Annotated in this window: 7 protein-coding genes and 1 pseudogene; 6 read left to right on the top strand and 2 right to left on the bottom strand. The window is 56.8% G+C overall.

The window, feature by feature from the left end; translation table 11 throughout:
* The 5 genes and pseudogenes from VN887_19495 to VN887_19475 form a co-directional block, all read left to right on the top strand.
* Positions 1-726 (top strand): hypothetical protein (locus tag VN887_19495; GenBank protein HXT42201.1); only part of this gene is annotated, 726 nt, incomplete at its 5' end.
* A gap of 4 nt (positions 727-730) precedes the next feature.
* The gene (locus tag VN887_19490; GenBank protein HXT42200.1) at positions 731-964 is read left to right on the top strand and encodes a hypothetical protein; all 234 of its coding nucleotides are present in this window, start codon (positions 731-733) and stop codon (positions 962-964) included.
* Between the two features lie 71 nt (positions 965-1,035).
* Entirely contained in the window at positions 1,036-1,905 is an 870-nt protein-coding gene (locus tag VN887_19485; protein HXT42199.1) for a prepilin-type N-terminal cleavage/methylation domain-containing protein, read from the top strand.
* A 58-nt stretch (positions 1,906-1,963) separates the two neighbouring features.
* Positions 1,964-2,203 (top strand): annotated as a pseudogene (locus VN887_19480) (type II secretion system protein).
* A gap of 152 nt (positions 2,204-2,355) precedes the next feature.
* Positions 2,356-3,063 (top strand): hypothetical protein, encoded by a 708-nt coding sequence (locus VN887_19475; GenBank protein ID HXT42198.1) that lies wholly within the window; start codon positions 2,356-2,358, stop codon positions 3,061-3,063.
* Here VN887_19475 and VN887_19470 read toward each other — a convergent pair whose 3' ends face one another.
* On the bottom strand, positions 3,064-3,840 hold the full coding sequence (locus VN887_19470; protein HXT42197.1) for a hypothetical protein: 777 nt from the start codon (positions 3,838-3,840) through the stop codon (positions 3,064-3,066). It lies immediately after the preceding gene.
* A 105-nt stretch (positions 3,841-3,945) separates the two neighbouring features.
* Positions 3,946-5,082 (bottom strand): glycerate kinase, encoded by a 1,137-nt coding sequence (locus VN887_19465; protein ID HXT42196.1) that lies wholly within the window; start codon positions 5,080-5,082, stop codon positions 3,946-3,948.
* A 109-nt stretch (positions 5,083-5,191) separates the two neighbouring features.
* Here VN887_19465 and VN887_19460 point away from each other — a divergent pair, with 109 nt between their 5' ends.
* Positions 5,192-5,533 carry a glutaredoxin gene (locus tag VN887_19460; GenBank protein HXT42195.1) on the top strand — a complete coding sequence of 114 codons (342 nt, stop codon included), beginning with the start codon at positions 5,192-5,194 and terminating at the stop codon, positions 5,531-5,533.
* Positions 5,534-5,605 lie beyond the last annotated feature (72 nt).

Genomic DNA, 5,605 nt, shown 5'->3' with positions numbered 1-5,605 from the left:
GCTCAGACGATCCAATGCCTGAATAACATGAAGCAACTTGAGCTTGCGTGGCACTTGTATGCGGATGATCACGAAGATCGGATTACGCCAAACTACCCGGGTCAGGATGCGGGCAAATACACCGGCATGGCGAGTTGGGTGTCCGGCTGGATGACTTATGAAACGTCCGCGATCGACGCGCCTTGGTATTCGCAAAGCACCAACACGCTGCTACTGATTCCCGGCGGGTACGGCAGCATCGCGCGCTACACCAAGAATCCGGGCATCTACAAATGCCCGGCGGATAAGTCCTGGATCATGATCAACGGGGCAAGGAGTGGTCGAGTGCGAAGTGTAGCAATGAACGGCTTTATGGACTCTTTGTGGCCGTGGGGAGATACTGTGGTTTGTGTGTTTAGGAAGACCACAGACATCATTGCTCCGTCCGCCTCGCAAACTTGGGTGTTCATTGACCAACATGAGGACAGCATTGAAGACGGACGCTTTGAAGTAGAGCTGGCTGGTCCTACGTCGCCCTGGGTGCCGCACTTCTGGGCCGAACTCCCGTCGAGCCGGCACAACGGCGCGGTGACACTTTCCTTTGCCGATGGTCACGCTGAAATCAAGAAGTGGCTCGATCCGCGTACGAGGCAGCCCGTCACACGGACGAGGTATATTCCAGTGATTGAAGAAAATCCGGACGCCGCCTGGTTGCAGGAGCGCAGCAGTTGTTTCAAGTCGCAGTAGGATTTTGGTTTCCTTCCTTCATCACTGTCCGCGCAGTTTTTCAGACGCCATCAACAGCAGTGCCTTCCTCTGGCAAAGTGATTTGGGCTATAAAGACCTTCGTTACCTGCTCCCCACCGGCTCTCAGTGGGCTCCCATCAGTGCCGAAGCGATCAATGATAGTGGCGTGATCGTCGGCTGGGGTTACAATAACGCGGTAAGTGAGACCTATGTTCATGGCTTCTTGATGACGCCGTGATTATCAGAAGTGCGGCATGGCCGTTGCTTTCTATGTTCGCGTGCCGGGCTAAAATGGGCACGCAAAAGCCGATGAGAAGATCAGAAAAACTGACAAAGCATTCGGGGCGTAAGGATGGCTTTACGCTGATCGAGCTTCTGGTCGTGATCGCGGTCATCGCAATTCTGGCTGGACTCCTTTTGCCGGCACTCGCCAAGGCAAAGGCCAAAGCGCAGACGATTCAGTGCGTAAACAACCTTAAGCAGCTTCAACTTTCGTGGCACCTTTATGCGGACGACAACAATGATCGAACGGCTCCGATTTACCCGGATCAAGTAGCGGGCAAATCCCCTGACACCGCAAGTTGGGTTTCCGGCTGGATGACTTATGAAACCGAAACTATTGATGCACGGTGGTTCGCCGACAGCACGAACGCGTTGAAACTGGTGCCCGGAGGATATGGCAGTATTGCCCCGTACACCAAGAATCCAGCCATCTACAAATGTCCGGCAGACAAGTCGTGGATTCTGATTAGCGGGGCCAAAAACGCGCGAGTCCGCAGTTATTCCATCAACTCATATATGAACTCGTGGCCACTTGGCGAAGACGGCACCTTTGTTTATGTGTTCAAGAAAACTTCGGACCTGGGCAATGTGGATACGACTCGGACCTGGGTGTTCATCGATGAGCACGAAGACACGGTGCATGATGGCCGATTTGAAATCGGGCAGGCAGCGCCGATTCCGCCCATGCCACAGCCGCATTGGTGGTTTCAACTCCCCGCCAGTCGCCACAACGCCGCCGCAACGTTGTCCTTTGCAGATGGTCATGTTGAGACGAAGAAGTGGCTCGACCCGCGGACGAGGCAACCCGTCCAGCGCAATCAATACATACCCGTGCGGGAAGAAAATCCGGACGCGGCCTGGCTGGGCGACAGGGCCACAGCCGCGAAAAAGCCGTAGGACTCGTTGCTCTTCAAAACTGCCGGCGCGCAACTTCTCACTGCTCGCCAGCCTTACGATGATAAAGCCAGCGTCAACAAAATTCGGGCACCGAGCGGGGAATTACCAGCTTTGGGCGACAGGCTTTACCCTCGTCGAGTTGCTGGTGGTGATCGCCGTGATTGGGATCCTGGCGGGCTTGCTCTTGCCGGCGCTGTCGAAAGCAAAAGCTCAGGCTCAGACGATCCAATGCCTGAATAACATGAAGCAACTGCAACTCTCTTGGTACCTGTATGCCGACGAGAACGGCGATTGGCTGTCCGCCAATTACGTTGTTTATACGTATTCGAGTGGCGTCTGGTCGCCTTCCGAACCGAGCATCGCAGTCGGCGAGTCGTTCTGGGTTAATCGCGGTGCTGCCCTGAACTGGCCGAGGAATTTCCTGGTTTGGAAGTGAACAAGCTTGGCGCTATGCACACATTGATTCGGTTATCGTTTCGTTTGATGCTGGGGATGTTGTCGTGCTCGATCACAGGCGGACCCGCGATCATCGATTTCCAAGTCACAGGAACATGCGAGAGTTCTTCCAATTCGGTCGCTGAATCGTTCCTGCTTCCCCTGTCTAATCCTGCCGATATTCAACAGGCGCGGGAAATGATTACGAATGCTCCGAATTCGAAGGCCCCGGTATTCTCGGTGGAAGCCGGGAGCGACGGAATTAACCGGAATTTTTCTGACGCGACCAAAACGCTCTGGTCCTGGCACGTGATCAAGTCCTGGGGGTTCACAGAGGTCTTGCCGCCAGAAAACGCGCCCTGTTCCCCATCGCAACTTGAGACGAATTGGGATGAGTGGTTCGCTATGTCGAAGGGAGTTGTCGGGTTCTTGAACTACGCTGTCGTCGCGGAATTTGGTCCTGCGCTTGAGTTGAGCGTTCAAACCAACTCCCCGAGCCAAGGGATCACGATTACGTGGCCGGATGTTTCGACCAACGCGGCTTACACTGTCCAGGGCACGAACCTTGTCTATACCCTTCAATTCACGGATTCGCTGAGCGCGACCAACTGGACTTCGGTCCCGGGCGGGAACTGGCCGTTGCGGACGAATCAATGGACCGATCCCGCGCCTGCCGCCACCACCCGCTTTTACCGGGTCAAAGCGGAAGTGTCCGGTCCGTGATCAGAGTTTTTTGGGCGCAAAACCGGGCGGAAGATTGGAGGTTGAAGGAGCAGATCCGGGTGATGTTCCAGGCGAAGCGGCGATGATGCCTTCCTCTTCGAGCTGGGTCAGTCGTTTGCGGGCCTTTTCCGCGGCGGCGGTTTCACCGTACTCGGCGACAATGCGTTGAAGCAACGCGATCCCTTTGTCCGATTGGTTCAGTTTGCTCGTGTAAAGATTGCAAAGGTGAATGGCCGCCCAGCCCCAGCGTTCGGGAGGCAGTTTTTGTTTGAGCACCTCCTCGTATTCCAGCGCGGCGGCAAGGAAGTTCTGAAGGTCCTTTTCGTAGATTTCCGCGATGCGCAGGGCGACATGCTGTTCGCGGGGGTTTTCCTTTAGATAATCGCGAAACAACTGGATGGCTTCCAGGAAATTTCCCCTGGCCCATTCCTGTTCCGCATTTTCGTAATCGGGACTCGCGATACCCCCGCCTTCGTCATTGTAGATGACCTTGAGGGTGCGCCCACCGAAATAATCCGAAACGTCATGCGCGACCATCAATCCCAGCCCGACCAGCGACAGCACCAGTCCGGCGCCCCAGACTCCGAGATGATAGTCGGTCCTGACGGGAGCGGCCTTTTTCTGGTAGTCGGGGATATTGACATTGGCGAGATCTGAGTCCGCCTTCGGTTCACCTTCCGCCATCAGACGCGAGTAGTTGCTCTTGAAACCCCAGGTGAACACGCAGACGGAGAGCGCGAGAAAAACGTAAAGGGCGATTTTTGTCCTTTTGCTCATTTGTCAGAATGCGGTCAATATACCGCAGGTGCAGAGGGGCTGAAAATTGTTTTTATGTTCCGAACGGCGCGAGGGTAGAGAGCCCGTTCGTGAGCGACAAGTGGATTATTGATTTTCCGCCCAGTTCCGGGCGGCCTCCGCCGCGAGTCGCGGCAGCCAGACCTGCGGGTCGCGCACGGCGAGTTCGGGCGTCGTCAGGTGCGGCGACATGCCGAGTGCGTGCAGGAAGCGCTGCCCTTTGGACTGATCCACCAGGGCGGAATCGCGCAGGGCGCCGGCCAGGCCTATGCAGGGAATCCCTGCTTCGTTGCAGAGCCGGGCGACTTCGCCGACCCCTTTTCCCATCAGTGTGGATGCGTCGATGGCTCCTTCTCCTGTGATCACGAGCTGCGCGGCCAGGATACGTTCGCGCAAACGGGCGTGGCGCGCGAAGATGTCAAAGCCGGATTCCAGACGTGCGCCAAAGAAACAGCGCATGCCGAACCCGAGTCCGCCGGCCGCTCCGGCGCCCGGCTCAATTGCGGCGTTCGAGCCCAGTTCCCGTCCGGCAACCTCGGCCAAACGGCGAAGACAATTCTCCGCGTGCTCAATGTCTTCAGGTCGGAGACCTTTTTGCGGGCCGTAGATTCGAGTGGCGCCCTTCGTGCCCAGTAAAGGGTTTTGCACGTCAACGGCCACGAGCAATTCGGGCAGTTCTCCTTGCGGATCAGGCGCGCGGATATGCTGCAACAAATCCAGGTGGCGCCAGTGTTCGATCGGCTGCCCGCGATTGTCCAGAAACGTCCAGCCGCGCGCGCGCGCGACACCGAAGCCGCCATCATTCGTGGCGCTGCCGCCGATTCCCATCAAGCAATGTCTCGCGCCGATACCAGTGGCAGCGTCCATCACGGCGCCCAGACCAAAAGTATCCAGGTTAAACGGGTGGAATTTGTTGGGTGGCAGCAGTGCGAGTCCGATGACGCGGGCAGATTCGATGATCGCGGTTGTGGTTTTGGGATCCCACCACCATGCCGCCCGGATCGGACGGCCGGCTGCGTCCAGCGTAGCCACAGTTTTCATTTCGGCGTTGCGAAGGCGGCCCAATACTTCGCCAAAGCCGTCCCCGCCGTCGCTCATGGGCAAAAGCTCCAGTTGGTCCGCTCCGCGCGCGTCCCGCCAGCCTTTCGCCATTAATTCAGCGGCGTCTAGGGCGGTCAGCGTTCCCTTGAATTTGTCGGGCACAATCAGCACCTTCAGTGGCATGCGCGTCATTTAACCTTCCGGCGTTGACCGCGTGCAATCTGGAATTTGTTGAGGAAAGTATTGCCAAACGGCCATGCTATGGCAGCTTATGACCGGATTTTTGAAAACTATGAACAAACCCAAAATTATCGCTTATTTGAAACCTTCGTGCGGCTGGAGCAACGGTGTGCGCGCCGTGTTGAAAAAATACGACCTGCCGTACGAGGACCGCGACATCATCAACGACGCGTTGCAGCGGCAGGAGATGATTGAAAAGAGCGGACAGATGCTCAGCCCGTGCGTCGAAGTCGCCGGTCACATGCTGGCCGACGTGAGCGGCGAGGAGGTCGAGGCGTATCTGCTGGCCAACAACCTCACAGCCCCGAACGAACGCACGCCCGACGCGCCGATCAACCAGCCTTGCGCGAATGAAATGCCGCAGGGCACGGGCATACAGTTTGTTCAGAAATAATTTATCGCCCACGTGGGCGCAAACGCGAAGGTCAACAGCCTTCGCGTTTTTTTGTGGCCGAATCTGGTTGCT

It is taken from the genome of Candidatus Angelobacter sp. (assembly GCA_035607015.1).
GTDB lineage: Bacteria > Verrucomicrobiota > Verrucomicrobiia > Limisphaerales > AV2 > AV2.
The sequence above is the reverse complement of the archived record's forward strand: the minus strand, read 5'-3'. Positions and strand labels throughout refer to the sequence as shown.

What these genes read in the sequence shown, in the direction of transcription:
- VN887_19485 (HXT42199.1), top strand. Translation starts at nt 1,036, where the DNA reads ATGAGAAGATCAGAAAAACTGACAAAGCATTCGGGGCGTAAGGATGGC.
- VN887_19460 (HXT42195.1), top strand. Translation starts at nt 5,192, where the DNA reads ATGAACAAACCCAAAATTATCGCTTATTTGAAACCTTCGTGCGGCTGG.
- VN887_19465 (HXT42196.1), bottom strand. Translation starts at nt 5,082, where the DNA reads ATGCCACTGAAGGTGCTGATTGTGCCCGACAAATTCAAGGGAACGCTG.
- VN887_19470 (HXT42197.1), bottom strand. Translation starts at nt 3,840, where the DNA reads ATGAGCAAAAGGACAAAAATCGCCCTTTACGTTTTTCTCGCGCTCTCC.
- VN887_19475 (HXT42198.1), top strand. Translation starts at nt 2,356, where the DNA reads ATGCACACATTGATTCGGTTATCGTTTCGTTTGATGCTGGGGATGTTG.